Raw genomic sequence first — 15,674 nt, 5'->3', positions numbered from 1 at the left:
AGATGGATTCCCGCCTTCGCGGGAATGACGATCATTGTATTGGCGGCGCTGTTGTTTGCCGCCCCCGCCTTCGCGCAGGCCGTTCCCGCCGCGCCCGCGCCGGTGGACAATGGCGGCGCGCTGACCCGCGCGCTGGGGCAGGTGTCGGGCGACGGCCGGTCGCTTTCTTTGTCGTTGCAGATCCTGATCCTCATGAGCCTGCTGACGGTTCTGCCGTCGCTCGTGCTCATGATGACCAGCTTCACCCGCATCATCATCGTCCTGTCGCTGCTGCGCCAAGCGCTGGGCCTGCAACAGACGCCGCCCAACCAGGTGCTGGTCGGGCTGGCGCTGTTCCTGTCGCTGTTCGTCATGCGCCCCGCGATCGACACGATCAACGCGCAGGCGTTCGATCCCTACGGCAAGGGGCAGATAAGCATCGAGGAAGCCGTCGGCCGTTCGGGCAAGGTGCTGCACGGTTTCATGGCTAAGCAGACGCGCGAGAGCGACCTCAAGCTGTTCGCCAATCTCGCCAAGGCGCCCGCGTTTCGCACGCCCGCCGACATCCCCTTCTCGATCCTGCTGCCGGCCTTCGTGACGAGCGAACTCAAGACCGCGTTCCAGATCGGTTTCATGATCTTCCTGCCCTTCCTGATCATCGACCTGGTCGTCGCGTCCACGCTGATGGCGCTGGGCATGATGATGCTGTCCCCCACCATCATATCCATGCCCTTCAAGCTGCTGCTGTTCGTGCTGGTCGACGGATGGGCGCTGACCATGGGGTCGCTCGCGGGGTCGTTCGCGACATGAGCGAGATCGGCTGAGCCATGGAAAATGCCGACTTCTTCATGGGTCTGGCCCAGCAGGCGCTGTGGATCACGGCGCTTGCGGCCGCGCCCGTGCTGATCCCGGCGCTGATCGCGGGCCTTGTCATCGGCATGGTCCAGGCCGCCACATCGATCAACGAACAGACGTTGAGCTTCATTCCCAAGCTGCTGGTCGTGGGCGGCATGCTGGTGCTGTTCGGCGGGTCGATGATGGTGCTGATCGCCGACTTCACCCGCGAAATCTTCGAGCGCATCCCGGACCTGCTCCAATGATCGCGCCGGGCTTTGCGGGGGTGGAGACGCAGCTGTGGGTCTGGCTGATCGCCATGATCCGGCCGGGAGCCGCCTTCATCGCCGCGCCGATATTCGGCGCGCCGGCGGTTCCGCTCCAGTTGCGCCTGATCCTCGCCCTCGCGCTTGGCCTCGCGGCGCTCAACAGCGTTACGATCCAGCTGCCGCAGGATGGCGTCGCCAGCTTCGCGGGCGTGATGATGGTGATGGGCGAAGTGCTGGCCGGCCTTGCCATGGGGTTTGCCGTGCAGATCGGCTATGCCGCCGCCTTCGTCGCCGGCGAGACGATCGGCAACGCCATGGGCCTCAACTTCGCGGCCATGGTCGATCCGTCTTCGGGACAGGGGACGCAAGCGGTCGGCCAGTTCCTTTCCATCCTCGCCACTTTCCTGTTGCTCGGCATGGACGGGCACCTGCTGCTCGCCAGCTTCGTCGTGCAAAGCTATGTCGCGATCCCGCCGGGCGGGGCGCTGCTGTCCAACGACACCATCTGGCGCATGATCGAATTTGGCGGAACGCTGCTGGGCGCGGGCGTCACGGTGGCGCTGCCGGTCGCCTTCGCGCTGATCCTGGTGCAGATCGTCATGGGCATGCTGTCCCGCGCCGCGCCGTCGCTCAACCTGTTCGCGGTCGGCATGCCGATGGCGATGATGGCCGGCCTGGTGCTGCTCGCCATTTCGGTGCCGATCATGGCGGAAGGCATGACCGCCGCGCTCAAGGCCGGCCTGGAACAGGCGCGCGACCTGTCGGAGGGCCACTGACATGGCCGGCGGGAGCGAAGGCGGCGAAAAGACCGAAAAGCCGACAGCCAAGAAATTGCAGGACGCCGCCAAGAAGGGCGACATCCTCCAGTCCCGCGAACTCGGCACCGCGCTGGTCGTGATGGCCGGCATCGGCTGCATGGCGGTGATCGGTCCGTCGCTGATCGAGGCCTTGTCCGCCATGCTGGTCGAGGGGCTGCGCTTCAAGCGGGAGGATATCGTCGATTTCTCGCCCGCCCGGCGAGGCGCGGAATTGCTGACGGGCATAGTGCTGCCGGTCGCGGGCGTGATGCTGGCGACCTTCCTGGCCGCCGTCGCAGCGCCGGCGCTGCTGGGATCGCTCGGCTTCCGCCCGGGCGCCTTTGCGCCCAAGCCCGAAAAGCTGAACCCTGCGGCGGGCCTCAAGCGCATCTTCGGCATGCAGGGCCTGATCGAGCTGATGAAGTCCATCGCCAAGGTGCTGCTGCTCGGCAGCATCGGCGTATGGATCATCTGGGATCGGCTGGCGGAGATCAGCGGGCTGGGCAAGGCGGGTGTCAGCAATGCCATCGCCGATGTGGGCGACATCTTCATCTTCACCTGCCTCGTCATGGCGGGCGGCCTGTTCCTGATCGCGGGGATCGACGTGCCCGCCCAGATCATGCAGCGCGCCAAGCGCCTTGGCATGACCAAGCAGGAAGTGAAGGACGAGCATAAGGAAAGCGAGGGTTCGCCGGAACTCAAGGGTCATATCCGCCGCCGTCAGTTCGAGGTGCTGAGCGGATCGACGCGCAAGGCGGTGCAGGACGCGAGCGTCATCCTGACCAACCCCACCCATTTCGCGGTCGCGCTGCGCTACAAGCCCGGCGTCGATGCAGCGCCGGTGGTGGTCGCGCGCGGGAATGACGCCATCGCCGGAGCCATTCGCGAGCTGGGCGACGCCAGCGGCGTGCCGGTGCTGCAATATCCCGAACTCGCCCGCGCCATCTATTTCACCAGCCGCGCCGGCCAGATCGTCAACGAAGGTCTCTATATGGCGGTGGCGACGGTGCTGGCCTTCGTATTCCGGGTCGAAAACCGGATGGCGAGCGAAATGGACCGCCCGTTCATCACCGTGCCCGAAGACCTGCGCTTCGATGCCGATGGCCGCAAGGTTTAGCGGGGCGTCCAGATAAGGCGACAGCGAAGTAGACAGTCATCCTGACGTGGCGGTCGATGGCGTTCGAGGCCCTTTTGTCTGTCTACTTCCTTGTCTCACTTCGTTGTTCTATGTTAGAAAACTTGATAATTTCAGATGCTTGTAAAAAGTTGAGAAATTTTTTGGCTCGGGCCTAAAGTTTCTGCGCACCGGTCCGTTCTAGGATGTTGGGGACGTGTAAGGATGGTGCGTCATGGACGATTTCATATCGCGGGCCGAACTGTCGCCGGTGGACCGGACGGTGGTGCGGTCGGCTGCGCCCGCGCAGGCGATAAAGCCCGTGGCGGCCAGCCGCGCTAGCGACCGTGCGGAGGACGACAGCCGTTCCGCCGCCACTCCCGCCGCCATTGTCGCGGTCGACCCCGACGTCGCGAGTGTTGCCGAATATGTGGAAGTGCATGCGCGCGTGTCCGAAATCCTTGCTGATCTGGGCAACGGCCTGCTCGGCGTGGATGATGCCGCCGATGCGATCCAGGCCATGATCCCCCGGCCGATGGTCCTCGTCCCCCTGCCGCCCGCCAGCCGGGAAGCGGTGGAACATGCCGAAGCAGTGGCCAAGCGTATCGTCGAGCGCGCCTCCTATGCCCACGCCGCCCAGGCGCATCTTTCTCGGGGCACTGTCGAGCAGATCGCCGCCCGCTGACGGATCGGCCTGTTGCTGAAAATCATTCCTAAAGGTCTCGTCGCTACAGCCGTTCTACCCTCTTGAAAGGACGGCGGATGAGCTCGGTAGGCAGCACGGTTTTAGGAGCGCTCGGCGCGGGGTCGGGCATCGACACCGCGGCACTCGTCAAAAGCCTGGTCAGCGCGTCGCGCGACCCCAAGCAGCAGTCCATCACCAGCCGTCAAAGCCTCAACAGTTCGCGCATTTCGGCCCTGGCCTCCGCAATCAGCTCGCTCGACACCTTCGCCAACGCGCTGAACGAAGTGCTCGCCGGGCCGAACTATACCGGCTCGGTCAGCTCCAATGATGCCAGCATCGCGTCCGTCGCGTTGCTGAGCGGCGGTTCGCCGAGCGGCCTGCCCGCGCAGCTGACGGTGAAGCAGCTGGCGACCGCGCGCGTGCTGTCCTCCACTGCCGACCCGGCGGCGACCGGTACGAGCCAGGTCGGCACCGGCGACATCACGATAAAGGTTGGCAACGGCACCCCCAAGACGATCACGATCGATGCCAGCAACAACAGCTATGCGGGTCTGGCAGCCGCGATCAACGCCGCCGATACGGGCGTGACCGCGCGCGTCGTGACGGACGCCGACGGCACCCGACTGGTGTTCAAGGGCGCGACCGGCGAAGCCAATGATTTCAGCATGACGCCCTCTTCGGGCAGCACGGGCGTCCTTGCCGGTCTCAGCTTCGATGCGGCGACCGGGACGGGTTCGCTGACCAGTAATTCGACGCCGCAAAACGCCATGGTCACGCTGGACGGCGTTGACCATGAATATGCCAGCAACAGCATCGACGGGGCCGTCCCCTATCTGCGCATCGACCTCAACAAGGCGGCGCCATCCTCCACGGTCACGCTGTCCCTGTCGCAGCCGACATCGGGCATTTCGGACCTGCTGAAGGAATTCGTGGACGCCTACAACACCTTGATGAAGGCGTTGAACACGGCGACCGCGACCGGCGCGGACTCGTCGAGCGCAGGGGTGCTGAACGGCGTCGCCGCCGTCCGCGACATGAAGCGGCAGCTTTCCAGCATCACTTCGGCCCAGTTGAGCGCGAGCGGCAGTTTCAAGACGCTGTCGGACATCGGCATCGCCACCAACCGCGACGGCACGCTCAAGCTTGATACGGCCCAGCTCGCCAGCGCGATCGAGCGGGATCCCGAAGCGGTGACCAACATGGTCAATCCCAAGGTGTCGACGACCGCCAATCCCGGCCTGTCCAAGCTGATGGACACGGTTCGCGACAGGATCGAGCAGGACGACGGCGCCATGAAGCAGGCGCAAAAGCGCTACGACGCGCTGGCGAAGGACTTCACCGAACAGCTCAAGACGCTGGACGAGCAGATGGCCGACTATGAGGCGCAGCTGACCAAAATCTATGCCGCCATGGATACGCGCCTCAGCGCGCTCAAGGCGACGCAGAGCTACCTTGAACAGCAGGTCAAGGTCTGGACCAATAGCAATAATGATTGAATCGGGACGATAAGACGATGTTCTACAGTCAGGGTTATGCAGGCGGTGCCGCGGCGCGGCGTTATGCGGCGGTCCATTCGGGCAGCCGGACCGAGGGCGCGACGCCGCACGGGTTGGTGAAGATCCTCTTCGACGAACTGCTGCTCGCGATGGACGCGGCGGCGCTGGCGGAGCGCAACGGGGATCGGACGAAGGTTTCGGACAAGCAGGCGCGGGCCATGTCCATCCTGTTCGCGCTCGAATCCAGCCTCGACTTCGAAAAGGGTGGCGACGTCGCCACCGGGCTTGCGCAAATCTACCGCGAAGCGCGCCGTCTTCTGTTGACCGGCGCCCAGGAGCGATCCACGGAGCCCGTCGAGCGGGCGCGCGCGATCGTGGGGGAAATCGCGGAAGCCTGGGACCAGATCGGCTGATCCAATTGCCGCCGACCGGCCCGGTGCAGCGGGGTTGCACCCCCTGTCGGGCGGGGTTATAGGCGGCGCTCGCAAAGGGCGGCCCGGCGGGGGCCGCCTTTTTGCGTTTCGCGCAATCTCGCGCCTTGTGACGACCACATCAGTCCAGAAAGGGAAGGACCATGTCGATTACGCCGCTCATGCCCGTTTACCCCCGGTGCGATGTGCGTCCGGTCCGAGGCGAGGGCTGCTACCTGATCGGGGAGCGCGGCGAGCGCTATCTGGATTTCGCGAGCGGGATCGCCGTCAACCTGCTGGGTCATGGGCATCCCAAGCTGGTCAAGGCGATCGCGGACCAGGCCGCGACCTTGATGCACACGTCGAACCTGTACGGCATGCCGCTGGGCGAGAAGTTCGCGCAGCGCCTGGTCGATACGACCTTCGCGGATACCGTCTTCTTCACCAATTCGGGTGCGGAAGCAGTGGAGTGCGCGATCAAGACCGCGCGCCGCTACCATTATGCGAATGGCGAGGCGCACCGGCACAAGATCATCAGCTTCGACAACGCTTTCCACGGGCGGACGCTGGGCACGATTTCGGCCACCAGCCAGCCCAAGATGCGCGACGGGTTCGAGCCGCTGCTGCCCGGTTTTCAGGTGGTGCCGTTCAACGACCTGGAGGCCGCGACGGCCGCGGTCGATGACAGCACCGCCGGCTTCCTGCTGGAGCCGGTGCAGGGCGAAGGCGGCGTGACGCCGGCGACGCAGGACTTCCTCAAGGGCCTGCGCCAGCTGTGCGACGAAAAGGGGCTGCTGCTGATCCTGGACGAAGTGCAGTGCGGCTATGCCCGCACCGGCACCTTCTTCGCGCATGAGCAATATGGCCTGACGCCCGACATCATGGCTGTCGCCAAGGGGATCGGCGCGGGCTTCCCGCTCGGCGCCTGCCTTGCGACGGAGGAAGCGGCCAAGGGCATGGTGTTCGGCACCCATGGTTCCACCTATGGCGGCAATCCGCTTGCCATGGCGGTGGGTCTGGCCGTGCTGGACGAGGTGCTGGGCGACGGCTTCCTGGATCATGTAAAGGCGATGGGCGCGCGTCTGCGGTCCTCGCTGGAGCAGCTCATCCCCAACCATGACGGCATGTTCGAGGATGTGCGAGGCATGGGGCTGATGCTCGGTATCCGCATGAACGACGCCCATGACGCGCGTGGGTTCGTGGCGCATCTGCGCGATCATCACGGCCTGCTGGCGGTGTCGGCGGGGCAGAATGTCGTGCGCATCCTCCCGCCGCTCGTCATCGAGGAAAGCCATATCGCCGAAGCCATGGAGAAGATTTCCGCCGGCGCGCGGAGCTTCGCCGAAGCAAAGGCGGCTTAATCCAACTCTCTCCGTTCGGTTCGAGTAGCCTTCGAACCTGTCCAGAAGGCGTATCGAGAACAGTTCTCGACAAGCTCGAACCGAACGGCGGTGAGTGAATGGGGGAAACCCAATGACCAAGCATTTCCTGAATCTCACCGATGCGGGCAGCGACGCCATCGCCGCGATGATCGCTGACGCGATCGACCGGAAGGCGGCGCGCGCCGGCAAGCCCAAGGGCGCGGCGGATGCCGACGCGCCGCTGGCGGGCCACACGCTCGCGATGATCTTCGAAAAGAATTCGACCCGCACCCGCGTCAGCTTCGACATGGCGGTCCGCCAGCTGGGCGGCACGTCGCTGATCCTCGACGGCGCGACCAGCCAGTTGGGGCGCGGCGAAAGCATCGCCGACACCGCGCGCGTCCTTTCCCGCATGGTCGATGCGATCATGATCCGCACCGACGATCATGCCAAGATCGAGGAAATGGCGCGCCATGCGACCGTGCCCGTCATCAACGGCCTCACCGACCTGTCGCATCCGTGCCAGATCGTCGCGGACCTGCTGACGGTGGTGGAACATGGGCTGGCCTTGCCGGGCAGCCAATGGGCGTGGCTGGGCGACGGCAACAATGTCCTGCACTCGATCATCGAGGCAGCCGGCCTGCTGAAGTTCGACGTGCGCGTGGGCGTGCCGGAGGGCTATGATCCCGATCCGGCCTTTGCCGAAGCGGCGCGCGCCGCGGGGGCAACCATTACCATGACGCGCGATGCGGGTGAAGCGGTGGCGGGCGCGGATGTCGTCGTCACCGATACATGGATATCCATGGGGCAGGCTCATGCCGAGGAGAAGCTGTCCGCGATGATGCCCTATCAGGTCACGCCCGACCTGATGGCGCAGGCGAAGCACGACGCCAAATTCCTTCACTGCCTGCCCGCGCATCGCGGCGAGGAAGTGGTGGAAGCGGTGATCGACGGGCCGCAGTCGCTGATCTGGGACGAGGCGGAAAACCGCGTCCATGCGCAGAAGTCGGTCTTGCTCTGGGCGCTTGGGCGGCTTGGTTGAGAATTCGGGTGGGCCGCCCTATCTAGGCGGCCTGCCCGCATCATCGGATGCCTATCTGTTCCGCCGCTCCGCGCGTCGGACGACCGGAGCCTTATGTTGACCGCCGACCATATCGACCAATGCCTTGGCTTCACCATCCCCGCGCGGCATGCGCGCGGGCGCGTGGTGCGGCTTGGCCCCGTGCTGGACCAGATCCTGGCCGCCCATGCCTATCCGCCGCCGGTCGAACGGCTGCTGGCGTCGGCGTTGGTGCTTGCAGCGCTTTTGGGGAGTACGCTGAAGCAGGAAGGCGGGCAGCTGACGCTGCAGGCGCAGACGGAAACGGGCGTGGTCAGCCTACTGGTCGCGGATTACAAGAATGGCGACCTGCGCGGCTACGCCAAGTTCGACGCCGATCGCTTGGCCGAGCTGGGCACCGATCCCTCGCTTTTCGGTCTGTTCGGCAGGGGCTATCTGGCGATCACCTTCGACCTTGCCGAAACCGGCGAACGCTATCAGGGCATCGTGCCACTGGAAGGCCAGTCGCTGGCCGAAGCGGCCGAACATTATTTCTTCCAGTCGGAGCAGATCCCGAGCGTCATCCAGATCGCGACCCGCCATGATGCGGGCCAAGGCTGCATCGCCGCCGGCATGCTGCTCCAGCATCTGCCGGAGGGCGAAGTCGGTCGCGAGCGGCTCCATGTGCGGCACGACCATCCCGAATGGGAGCATGTGCAGGTGCTGGCGGATACGCTGAAGCCGGAAGAGCTGACCGATCATGCGCTGCCGCTGACCGACATATTGTGGCGGCTGTTCCATGAGGAAGAGGAAGTCCGGGTGACCGAGGAGGGGGCCCTTGCGAAGGGATGTCGATGCGACCTGGCCCATATTCGCGATGTAATCGGCCGCTTTCCGGCGGAGGAGCGTGCCGCGATGGCGGACGATGAAGGGGTGATCGGCGTCGATTGCGCCTTCTGCTCGCGCATCTTTCCGCTGACGCTCGAAAGTTTTCTGACGCATTGATAACCGGTTGCCGGCCCCCGCCTTGAAATTGAGGCGAACCGTGCCACTTTCGTTATGAAATCGCCGCAATTCCGCGCCAAGGGGCACCGTACCGGCGTGAGCGCCGGTAGCGAATCAATCGGAACGGGCAGTGGCATGACGACGGCTTTGGTGCGGACATTCTGGGTCGCGGCGGCGATGATGACCGCTGCCAGCGCCGGCGCGGCGAACGCGCCGGCACCCTCTGCGCTGCAGGCGCTGGAGCCGGGCGAATGGGAATTGCGCGGCCGGGGCGAAGGCGCGGAACTGCGCAAGCTGTGCGTCACCGACCTGCGCCAGCTGCTTCAGGTCCGCCACGGCAAGGCGCTCTGCCGCAGCTTCGTCGTGAGCGATGCGCCGCACGACATGTCCGTCACCTATGACTGCGCGGCCGCCGGCAACGGCCGCACGGACCTGCGCGTCGAAACATCCCGCCTGGTGCAGATCCGGTCGCAGGGCGTGGCAGATGGCGCGCCCTTCGCCTTCGCTGCGGAAGGCCGGCGGGTCGGCGCTTGCGCCGGATGAGGCATGAGCCGCCGCTTGCTTTGCGGCCGAACGGGTTCTAGCGCGAAGTCATGGTTGCCAATAACGGAAAATTCGCTGTCGTCCTGCTCTCGGGCGGGCTCGACTCCATGGTTGCAGGCGCGCTCGCGCGGGAAGCGGGCTATCGCATTCTTGCCCTGTCGATCGATTATAACCAGCGCCACCGGGTCGAACTGCGCGCCGCCGGGCGGGTGGCCGAATCGCTCAACGCCATCCGGCATATCGTGTTGCCCCTCGATCTCACCGCCTTTGGCGGATCGGCGCTGACGGCGGATATAGCCGTGCCCAAGAGCGGCGTGGGCGCGGAGATACCCGTCACCTATGTTCCGGCGCGCAACGCCATCTTCCTGTCGCTGACCCTGGGCCTTGCCGAAGTGGCGGGGGCGAGCGACATCTTCATCGGCGTCAACGCGCTCGATTATTCGGGCTACCCCGATTGCCGGCCGGAGTTCATCGACGCCTTCCAGAAGATGGCGACGCTGGCCACCAAGGCGGGGGTCGAAGGGCATCCGATCCGGATCAACACGCCGCTGCAATATATGAGCAAGGCCGACATCGTACGGGAAGCCGACCGGCTGGGGCTGGACACCGGGATCAGCTGGTCCTGCTACGATCCGACGCCCGACGGCAAGCATTGCGGCCTGTGCGACAGCTGCCGCCTGCGCTCCAAAGGGTTCGAGGAGGCGGGCCTGCCCGATCCCACGCTCTATGCTGCGCGGCCCTGAAAGGCGGCGGGACGATGAGCTACGCGGTCAAGGAGATGTTCCTGACCCTGCAGGGCGAAGGCGTGCAGGCGGGCCGGCGGGCCGTGTTCCTGCGCTTTGCCGGATGCAATCTGTGGAGCGGGCGCGAACAGGACCGGGCGAGCGCGATCTGCCGTTTCTGCGACACCGATTTCGTCGGCACGGACGGCCTTGGCGGCGGGAAGTTTGCCGATGCGGACGGGCTGGCGGATGCTGCGCTGGGCTTTTGGGGCGGCGAGGAGGAAGGGCGCTACATCGTCCTGACCGGCGGCGAGCCGATGCTCCAGATTGACGACGCGCTGGTCGATGCGCTGCATGCCCGACACTTCACTATCGCGATCGAGAGCAACGGCACCCTGCCGGTGCATCCCGGCATCGACTGGGTCTGCATCAGCCCCAAAGCGGGCAGCGATGTGGTGCAACGGTCAGGCCATGAACTCAAGCTGGTATGGCCGCAGCCGGGAGGCGGCCACAGTTTGGCTGACGTCGATGCGATGTCAGAGTGGCCGTTTGACCATCATCTGATCCAGCCGCTCGACGATGCCCATGCGCGCGACAATGCCCGCGCCGCCATCGCACTGGTCATGGACCGGCCGCAATGGCGGTTGACGGTGCAGGCCCATAAATATTTGGGCCTGCGTTGACGGATCAGGGTTGGCCGACGCCGGCCTTCTCGTTCCATGCCCGATGGCAGGCGGGCTGAAGCACGCCTTTCTTCCAGCACAAAGGATCGAAGGACGGCATGGCGACCGCATAATCATAGCCCGGCGTGCCGTAATATTGCTCGCCCGCGAGTATGGTCGCCTTCTTGATCGACCCAAGCCCCTTGCGCGCCACTTCGCTCAGCGTGCCGCGATCGGCGAAGATCGCATCCCGGCCCACGACCGCCGCGGCCTGGCAGAATCCCTTCTGCGCCTGAACCGTCGAATAGCTGGAATAGATGCGGGTGTTATACATGTCGGAGGCGGACTGGCCGGCCTTTCCCTTGCCGACCGTGCGCTGGAAATAGCCGAGCAGCGCCGCCTGAGCGGCGTCCAGTTCCGCGTCATGATGCGCGATCGTGGCGTTATAGTTGCTGGTCGTCAGCAAGGTGCGATCGAAATCGCATTGCAGCGCGGCGACGTTGAGGGCGGCGCGCAAGTTCCAGGCGAGCCCCGCCTTGATCTCCGCCGGGGTCGCGCCGGGCAGCCCAAGCACCGTCGCGGCGGTCGCGTCGGTCAAGGGCGGTGCGCTGAGATCGGGGGGAGTCCAGAAGAATTGCGCCTGAGCCGGTTGCGCCAGCAAGGACGCGGCCGCGACCGCCGACGCAGTCACCATGCGGCGCAGAAACATACCGAATGTCATGAAATCCACCCTCTCGAGGAAGCGCGTTTGCGCTTCCATATCTCGTTTCTCATCATATGCCTGCATGGGCGCTGAATGACAGTCGAAATTATTGATCCGAAACGACTTCTGCCTCTTGGGCCGGCGCCTTCTCCTGCGCGGACGCGGCCGGCGCGCTGCTGTTGGACGCAGCATTGGCACCCGGCATGGCGGCGGCCGCGCCTTCGCCTTGCACGCCGTCCAGATCCGTCATCGCATCCGTCGCCGTGCCGTCCACGACTTCCATGTCCTTCATCTGCACCTTCGTGCTTGCCTCATCCTGCTTCCCGCAGGAGGCGAGGGGAACGCAGCTAAGAAGAAGCGCAGCGGTAAGGGCGGTCGTAAAGGTGCGGCGCATCCGGTTCTCCCAGGAAAGGTTGATGTCCGGCGGCCAACCGGCAAATGACGTCGCAACCCTAGCCGCCGGTCGCGCATTGCTCAAGTGCCGGGCCGCACCGCTGTAAACTGTTGAGGAAATTCGGGAAGTGGGCCTTTAGGGCAGCGTCGAGCGCCGCCATCGATGCATTCCCGCCGACCGCCGCGACGCTCGTGACGGGAAATTCGCTGATGCCGCACGGTACGATGCCGCCGAAATGGGACAGGTCGGGATCGACGTTGATCGAAAATCCGTGCAGCGTCACCCAGCGGCGAACGCGGATGCCAAGCGCGCCGATCTTCGCCTCCCGCCCGTCTCGGTCGTCGGTCCATATGCCGATCCGCCCGTCCGCCCGCCGTGCAGCGACGCCCAGCTCCGCCAGCGCGGCAATCATCCATCCCTCCAGATGATGCACGAAATTGCGCACGTCCCGCCCCCGGTCGCGCAGGTCGATGTTGAGATATCCGATCCGCTGGCCCGGCCCATGATAGGTGTAGCGCCCGCCACGGCCGGCCTCATGCACGGGAAAGCGGCGATCGATCAGTTCGGCCGGATCGGCGCTGGTCCCCGCGGTATAGAGCGGTGGATGTTCCAGCAGCCACACGCGCTCGGACGCCTGTCCTTCGAAGATGGCGGCGGCGCGGGCTTCCATGTCGGTCAGCGCGGTGGGATAATCGACCGGCGAGGTCTCCGCCCGCCATTCGACGGAGGCGGGAAAGGGAGGTGGATCGGATGCGGCGAGGGACATGGGCTTTCCTTGACTTGGCCTTTCCTTGACTTGGGCGGGGCGAGCGATCAAGTCTCGGGCCGCATTTTCAGGATCGTTCAGGCAGGCAACAAGATATGGCGACGATGTCGATCGGCAAGGCGTGGGAAGAGGCGGTGGCCTTCGTCGCGCGGGAAGCGTCGCTGCTCTTTCCCGTCGTGCTGCTGTTCGTCGCGCTGCCGGGTCTGATCCTTCAGGAGATGACGCCGCCCGAATTGCAGGCTTGGTTCGCCAATCCCAAGGCTGACGCCATCCCGGCCATGCCGCCCGGCTTCGGCCTTGCGATGCTGCTGACCATCGTCCTCATATGGTTCGGATCGCTCACGCTGTTCGCGCTCGCGCTGCGTCCCGGCATCAGCGTGGGCGAAGCGCTGCGGCTGAGCTTCGCACGCATGCCGGTATTGCTGGGCACGGCCCTGCTGGTCGTCCTGCTGATCGCCGGAGTGGTCGTGGCCGCGGTGCTGGTGGGCGTGATCCTCTCGCTGTTGTCGCAAACGCTGGCGGCGACCATCGGCATGGTGCTGGGTTTGGGCGCAGCCTGCATGGTCTTTTACGCCAGCATCCGGCTGGTATTGCTCAACCCCGTGGTGATCGACAGTCAGGCGGGGGTCAGGGAATCGCTGCGCCGGGCCTGGGCGCTGACACGGGGCCATGTGCTGCGGCTGCTGGGCTTTCTGCTCATCGTCATGCTGCTGTCCACCATCGTCGCATCAGCGGCGCAACTTGTGGTGGGCCTGATCGGCGGTCTGGTGGCAGGTCCGGAAGGCGGGCGGCTGGCAGGAAGCGTCGCGGGGGCGGCGGTGTCGAGCGTGGTGCAGGTCTATATGCTGGTGATGCTGGCCCGCCTTTATCGGCAGGCAGAGGCGCATGAAGGCCTCAACGCCGCCCGCTAAGCCGGTCAGCGGTCCAGCAGCGGGGCATGCGGCGCGGCGTCGCGCGGCAGGACGCCGGCAAGCCGGGGGTCGGCGAAAGTCTCCACTTCCCGCGCAAAGGGCACGAACCCCGCTTTGATGTAGAAAGCCAGGGCGGCGGGGCTGTCGAGTGTGCAGGTATGGACCCAGAAACGGTCGACGCCCTTGCGCCAAGCGAGTGACTTGGCCTGCGCCATGAGCCATTGGCCGAACCCCTTGCCTGTCAGTCCCGGCGCGAGACCGAAGAAGCTCAGCTCGCAATCCGGGGCCAGGCGGAAGTCCAGTTCCAGCAATCCCACCTCCGCGCCGCGCGGATCGGTGACGGCGTAAACCTCCACATCGGGATGATGGATGATCGCGCGCAATGCGGCGTCCGGCATGACGAGGCGGGAAAACCACAACCATGGTTCGCCGACGCGCCGGAACAGGATGCGATAGGCGTGGGGATCGGGCGTCTTCCAGCGGACGAGGCGCAGCGGCGCTGCCGGGATGGGCGCGGGCTTGGGCCGATCCAGCATCTCCAGATGCGTGACGATGGTCGCGACCATACCCGGTTCCACCGGCGTCAGCGCCATCCCGTCAGCTCCAGCGCGCCAGGGGCGGCAGGCTCATCAGGATGGCGTCGATATTGCCGCCCGTCTTGAGGCCGAACAAGGTGCCGCGATCATAGACAAGGTTGAATTCGGCGTAGCGACCGCGCCATTCCAGCATGGCCGCGTAATCGGCGTCCGACCAGCCTTCGTTCATGCGGCGGCGCACGATCGGCGGGAAGGCAGCCAGGAACGCGTCCCCTACGTCGCGGGTGAAGGCGAAGTTCGCGTCGAACGCCGCGTCGTCGGGGCATTCGAGATGATCGTAGAAGATGCCGCCCACGCCGCGACGGACGCCACGGTGGGGGAGGAAGAAATAGTCGTCGGCCCATGCCTTGAACCGGGGATAATGATCCGGATGATGAGCGTCGCACGCGGCCTTCAGCACGGCATGGAAATGGTCGGTATCCTCCTGCCGCGGCAGGGGCGGGTTGAGGTCTGCCCCGCCGCCAAACCAGCTTTTCGTCGTGACGAGGTAGCGCGTGTTCATGTGCACCGCCGGCACGTTCGGATTGGTCATATGCGCGACCAGGCTGATGCCGGTCGCGAAAAAAGCGGGATTTTCGGCCGCGCCATGGATCGTTTCGGCAAATCCCGGCGCGAACTCGCCGCCCACGGTGGAGACGTTCACACCAACCTTCTCGAAAACCTGCCCCTTCATGACGCCGCGCACGCCGCCGCCGCCTTCGCCGGGCGCCTGACCCGGCGCTTCCCGGTCCCAGGGCGTGAAGTCGAAGCGCGCATCGCTTCCCGCTTCTCGCTCGATTTCCTCGAACTCGGCGCAGATGCGATCCCGAAGCGATTCGAACCATGCGCGCGCGGCCTGTTGACGCGGATCGAGAGCGAAGGGCACGGAAGGAACGGGATTGATCATGACGGGAATCCTTCGGTCTGGCGCAGTGCTTCTGCAACCGCGATGCCGGTGGACACGGCGACATTGAGGGATCGGAAGCCCGGCGCCATGGGGATGCGCACGCGGATGTCGGCGATGTCGCGGACCTCCGGCGGCACGCCGGCGCTTTCCGATCCCATCAGCAGCACATCGTCAGGCTGGAACCGCACGTCCGGCAACCGCTGCGAGGCATGGGCGCTCATCAGGAGCAGCCGACTGCCCCGCGCGCGCCTTTCGGCGTCGAACGCCGCGAAATTGGCATGGCGGGTCACCTCGGCAGCCTCTCCATAATCCATTGCCGCGCGTTTCAGCCGCGCGTCGGAAAAAGCGAAACCCGTCGGCATGATGATGTCCACGGGCACGGAAAAGCAGGCCGCGAGGCGCAAAATTGCGCCGACATTGCCGGCGATCTCCGGTTGATAAAGGGCGATACGCATGGGCAGCGCCTTAATGCACTGCGGCAAATTGTCATAGGGTGCGCGAG

20 protein-coding genes are annotated in these 15,674 nt (G+C 65.3%); 14 read left to right on the top strand and 6 right to left on the bottom strand.

Features of this window, described 5'->3' with window-relative positions; all coding sequences use genetic code 11:
• Nucleotides 1-24: 24 nt before the first annotated feature.
• From fliP to queE, 13 genes are all read left to right on the top strand, one after another.
• On the top strand, nucleotides 25-789 hold the full coding sequence (gene fliP / locus ACFQ24_RS18110) for a flagellar type III secretion system pore protein FliP (RefSeq protein ID WP_380913794.1): 765 nt from the start codon (nucleotides 25-27) through the stop codon (nucleotides 787-789).
• A gap of 17 nt (nucleotides 790-806) precedes the next feature.
• Nucleotides 807-1,079, top strand: a complete 273-nt coding sequence (gene fliQ, locus ACFQ24_RS18105) for a flagellar biosynthesis protein FliQ (protein ID WP_066770532.1) — start codon at nucleotides 807-809, stop codon at nucleotides 1,077-1,079.
• On the top strand, nucleotides 1,076-1,858 hold the full coding sequence (gene fliR / locus ACFQ24_RS18100; RefSeq protein ID WP_380913791.1) for a flagellar biosynthetic protein FliR: 783 nt from the start codon (nucleotides 1,076-1,078) through the stop codon (nucleotides 1,856-1,858). The genes fliQ and fliR overlap by 4 nt, the downstream gene beginning before the upstream one ends.
• A 1-nt stretch (nucleotide 1,859) precedes the next feature.
• Nucleotides 1,860-2,996 (top strand): EscU/YscU/HrcU family type III secretion system export apparatus switch protein, encoded by a 1,137-nt coding sequence (locus tag ACFQ24_RS18095; RefSeq protein WP_380913789.1) that lies wholly within the window; start codon nucleotides 1,860-1,862, stop codon nucleotides 2,994-2,996.
• A gap of 232 nt (nucleotides 2,997-3,228) precedes the next feature.
• A complete protein-coding gene (locus ACFQ24_RS18090) occupies nucleotides 3,229-3,678 on the top strand; it encodes a hypothetical protein (RefSeq protein ID WP_380913787.1) in 450 nt (149 codons plus the stop codon).
• Nucleotides 3,679-3,755: 77 nt separating this feature from the next.
• Nucleotides 3,756-5,174: a flagellar filament capping protein FliD gene (fliD, locus tag ACFQ24_RS18085; RefSeq protein ID WP_380913785.1), complete on the top strand. Its 1,419-nt coding sequence runs from the start codon at nucleotides 3,756-3,758 to the stop codon at nucleotides 5,172-5,174.
• 17 nt (nucleotides 5,175-5,191) lie between these two features.
• Entirely contained in the window at nucleotides 5,192-5,587 is a 396-nt protein-coding gene (locus ACFQ24_RS18080) for a flagellar export chaperone FliS (protein ID WP_380913783.1), read from the top strand.
• A 161-nt stretch (nucleotides 5,588-5,748) separates the two neighbouring features.
• Nucleotides 5,749-6,945: an aspartate aminotransferase family protein gene (locus ACFQ24_RS18075; protein WP_380913781.1), complete on the top strand. Its 1,197-nt coding sequence runs from the start codon at nucleotides 5,749-5,751 to the stop codon at nucleotides 6,943-6,945.
• A gap of 112 nt (nucleotides 6,946-7,057) precedes the next feature.
• Nucleotides 7,058-7,987: an ornithine carbamoyltransferase gene (gene argF, locus ACFQ24_RS18070; protein WP_380913779.1), complete on the top strand. Its 930-nt coding sequence runs from the start codon at nucleotides 7,058-7,060 to the stop codon at nucleotides 7,985-7,987.
• A 93-nt stretch (nucleotides 7,988-8,080) separates the two neighbouring features.
• Entirely contained in the window at nucleotides 8,081-8,989 is a 909-nt protein-coding gene (gene hslO, locus ACFQ24_RS18065; RefSeq protein WP_380913777.1) for an Hsp33 family molecular chaperone HslO, read from the top strand.
• A gap of 135 nt (nucleotides 8,990-9,124) precedes the next feature.
• Nucleotides 9,125-9,532 carry a DUF3617 domain-containing protein gene (locus tag ACFQ24_RS18060; protein ID WP_380913775.1) on the top strand — a complete coding sequence of 136 codons (408 nt, stop codon included), beginning with the start codon at nucleotides 9,125-9,127 and terminating at the stop codon, nucleotides 9,530-9,532.
• A 50-nt stretch (nucleotides 9,533-9,582) separates the two neighbouring features.
• A complete protein-coding gene (gene queC, locus ACFQ24_RS18055; RefSeq protein ID WP_380913773.1) occupies nucleotides 9,583-10,275 on the top strand; it encodes a 7-cyano-7-deazaguanine synthase QueC in 693 nt (230 codons plus the stop codon).
• 14 nt (nucleotides 10,276-10,289) lie between these two features.
• Entirely contained in the window at nucleotides 10,290-10,937 is a 648-nt protein-coding gene (gene queE / locus ACFQ24_RS18050) for a 7-carboxy-7-deazaguanine synthase (protein ID WP_380913771.1), read from the top strand.
• Between the two features lie 4 nt (nucleotides 10,938-10,941).
• Here queE and ACFQ24_RS18045 read toward each other — a convergent pair whose 3' ends face one another.
• From ACFQ24_RS18045 to lipB, 3 genes are all read right to left on the bottom strand, one after another.
• Complete coding sequence (locus tag ACFQ24_RS18045) at nucleotides 10,942-11,637, bottom strand: hypothetical protein (RefSeq protein ID WP_380913769.1); 696 nt, start codon at nucleotides 11,635-11,637, stop codon at nucleotides 10,942-10,944.
• 88 nt (nucleotides 11,638-11,725) lie between these two features.
• On the bottom strand, nucleotides 11,726-12,013 hold the full coding sequence (locus ACFQ24_RS18040) for a hypothetical protein (RefSeq protein ID WP_380913768.1): 288 nt from the start codon (nucleotides 12,011-12,013) through the stop codon (nucleotides 11,726-11,728).
• A gap of 58 nt (nucleotides 12,014-12,071) precedes the next feature.
• Nucleotides 12,072-12,779: a lipoyl(octanoyl) transferase LipB gene (gene lipB / locus ACFQ24_RS18035; protein ID WP_380913766.1), complete on the bottom strand. Its 708-nt coding sequence runs from the start codon at nucleotides 12,777-12,779 to the stop codon at nucleotides 12,072-12,074.
• 95 nt (nucleotides 12,780-12,874) lie between these two features.
• Here lipB and ACFQ24_RS18030 point away from each other — a divergent pair, with 95 nt between their 5' ends.
• Entirely contained in the window at nucleotides 12,875-13,690 is an 816-nt protein-coding gene (locus ACFQ24_RS18030) for a glycerophosphoryl diester phosphodiesterase membrane domain-containing protein (RefSeq protein ID WP_380913764.1), read from the top strand.
• 5 nt (nucleotides 13,691-13,695) lie between these two features.
• Here ACFQ24_RS18030 and ACFQ24_RS18025 read toward each other — a convergent pair whose 3' ends face one another.
• From ACFQ24_RS18025 to ACFQ24_RS18015, 3 genes are read right to left on the bottom strand one after another with little or no spacing between them, the layout of a single operon-like run.
• Nucleotides 13,696-14,283 (bottom strand): GNAT family N-acetyltransferase, encoded by a 588-nt coding sequence (locus tag ACFQ24_RS18025; RefSeq protein ID WP_380913762.1) that lies wholly within the window; start codon nucleotides 14,281-14,283, stop codon nucleotides 13,696-13,698.
• A 4-nt stretch (nucleotides 14,284-14,287) separates the two neighbouring features.
• Complete coding sequence (hemF, locus tag ACFQ24_RS18020; protein WP_380913760.1) at nucleotides 14,288-15,172, bottom strand: oxygen-dependent coproporphyrinogen oxidase; 885 nt, start codon at nucleotides 15,170-15,172, stop codon at nucleotides 14,288-14,290.
• Entirely contained in the window at nucleotides 15,169-15,627 is a 459-nt protein-coding gene (locus ACFQ24_RS18015; RefSeq protein ID WP_380913757.1) for a tRNA (cytidine(34)-2'-O)-methyltransferase, read from the bottom strand. The genes hemF and ACFQ24_RS18015 overlap by 4 nt, the downstream gene beginning before the upstream one ends.
• Nucleotides 15,628-15,674 lie beyond the last annotated feature (47 nt).

The sequence above is a fragment of the Sphingobium olei genome (genome assembly GCF_042678845.1).
In the GTDB taxonomy this organism is placed as follows: Bacteria; Pseudomonadota; Alphaproteobacteria; order Sphingomonadales; family Sphingomonadaceae; genus Sphingobium; species Sphingobium olei.
Note: the sequence above shows the minus strand (reverse complement) of the source record. Positions and strands in the feature narration are given on the sequence as shown.

Coding starts and splice junctions, on each gene's coding strand:
- queC (WP_380913773.1), top strand. CDS start 9,583: ATGGTTGCCAATAACGGAAAATTCGCTGTCGTCCTGCTCTCGGGCGGG.
- ACFQ24_RS18090 (WP_380913787.1), top strand. CDS start 3,229: ATGGACGATTTCATATCGCGGGCCGAACTGTCGCCGGTGGACCGGACG.
- ACFQ24_RS18015 (WP_380913757.1), bottom strand. CDS start 15,627: ATGCGTATCGCCCTTTATCAACCGGAGATCGCCGGCAATGTCGGCGCA.
- lipB (WP_380913766.1), bottom strand. CDS start 12,779: ATGTCCCTCGCCGCATCCGATCCACCTCCCTTTCCCGCCTCCGTCGAA.
- hslO (WP_380913777.1), top strand. CDS start 8,081: ATGTTGACCGCCGACCATATCGACCAATGCCTTGGCTTCACCATCCCC.
- fliQ (WP_066770532.1), top strand. CDS start 807: ATGGAAAATGCCGACTTCTTCATGGGTCTGGCCCAGCAGGCGCTGTGG.
- fliP (WP_380913794.1), top strand. CDS start 25: ATGACGATCATTGTATTGGCGGCGCTGTTGTTTGCCGCCCCCGCCTTC.
- ACFQ24_RS18025 (WP_380913762.1), bottom strand. CDS start 14,283: ATGGCGCTGACGCCGGTGGAACCGGGTATGGTCGCGACCATCGTCACG.
- ACFQ24_RS18095 (WP_380913789.1), top strand. CDS start 1,860: ATGGCCGGCGGGAGCGAAGGCGGCGAAAAGACCGAAAAGCCGACAGCC.
- ACFQ24_RS18045 (WP_380913769.1), bottom strand. CDS start 11,637: ATGACATTCGGTATGTTTCTGCGCCGCATGGTGACTGCGTCGGCGGTC.
- ACFQ24_RS18075 (WP_380913781.1), top strand. CDS start 5,749: ATGTCGATTACGCCGCTCATGCCCGTTTACCCCCGGTGCGATGTGCGT.
- fliD (WP_380913785.1), top strand. CDS start 3,756: ATGAGCTCGGTAGGCAGCACGGTTTTAGGAGCGCTCGGCGCGGGGTCG.
- ACFQ24_RS18040 (WP_380913768.1), bottom strand. CDS start 12,013: ATGCGCCGCACCTTTACGACCGCCCTTACCGCTGCGCTTCTTCTTAGC.
- hemF (WP_380913760.1), bottom strand. CDS start 15,172: ATGATCAATCCCGTTCCTTCCGTGCCCTTCGCTCTCGATCCGCGTCAA.
- ACFQ24_RS18060 (WP_380913775.1), top strand. CDS start 9,125: ATGACGACGGCTTTGGTGCGGACATTCTGGGTCGCGGCGGCGATGATG.
- ACFQ24_RS18030 (WP_380913764.1), top strand. CDS start 12,875: ATGGCGACGATGTCGATCGGCAAGGCGTGGGAAGAGGCGGTGGCCTTC.
- queE (WP_380913771.1), top strand. CDS start 10,290: ATGAGCTACGCGGTCAAGGAGATGTTCCTGACCCTGCAGGGCGAAGGC.
- argF (WP_380913779.1), top strand. CDS start 7,058: ATGACCAAGCATTTCCTGAATCTCACCGATGCGGGCAGCGACGCCATC.
- ACFQ24_RS18080 (WP_380913783.1), top strand. CDS start 5,192: ATGTTCTACAGTCAGGGTTATGCAGGCGGTGCCGCGGCGCGGCGTTAT.
- fliR (WP_380913791.1), top strand. CDS start 1,076: ATGATCGCGCCGGGCTTTGCGGGGGTGGAGACGCAGCTGTGGGTCTGG.